Below are 794 nucleotides of genomic sequence, written 5' to 3' on the forward strand. Positions count from 1 at the left end.
GTGCGCCAAGCCATGGGCACCATAGCCGTACCAACAGTTTTCGCTCCTGCCTTTAGTCCGCTGGTGGGTGCCTCACTTGCTCAGTATGTGTCTTGGCGTTTGTTATTTTTTATCAATATTCCGCTCATTTTATTAGCACTCACCATTGGAGCAAAACATTTAAAGAGCAACGAAACAACAAAAACAAAATTTAACTTATTTGCATTTTTAGCATTTTTCATATCGCTTATTTCGTTTTTCTATCTCACAGAAGCCAGAAACATCAATAACAAAAATCACTTATATATCCTAGCACTTATAGCGGTGATATCTCTCATATTGTTCATTGTTTCTAATCAGAAAGCAAAAAACAAATTAATCGTCTTTAGCGGATTTCAAAATGCGCGCTATACATTACTCATGATCATAGGGCTTGTTGCTTCATTTCTTTTTTATAGCTTCCTCGTTTATTTTCCTTTAGCCGTTGCCATGGAAAAAGCCCATGAAAATAGCCTTCTCATCATCGGCGCAGTCCTTGCTCTACAAGGGGTAGGTGCATGGATCGGAAGGAAATTTATTTACCAAAAATGGAAAGAAAAAACTCCCTTTTTCATGATAGGAATTGGTTTGGTGATATCAAGCTTTGGATTATTATGCTTCGGCTATAATATAAGCATGGATGAGCTTGGATTCTTGCTAAGAGGCATAGGGCTTGGCATCACCACCATTGTCTGCCTTTCCGCCCCCATCCAATATGTCAACAGCTTATACGTCAAAGATACAGCAGTTATCACACGCATATTACAGCAAATAGG

General features: G+C 38.9%; 1 protein-coding gene. It reads left to right on the forward strand.

Features of this window, described 5'->3' with window-relative positions:
- The coding region (locus ACFIKE_RS11920; protein ID WP_375650161.1) for an MFS transporter at nucleotides 1-794 on the forward strand (794 nt) is incomplete at both ends.

Origin of the sequence: Bartonella sp. MU70NMGDW (genome assembly GCF_042194085.1) — a bacterium.
GTDB lineage: Bacteria > Pseudomonadota > Alphaproteobacteria > Rhizobiales > Rhizobiaceae > Bartonella > Bartonella grahamii.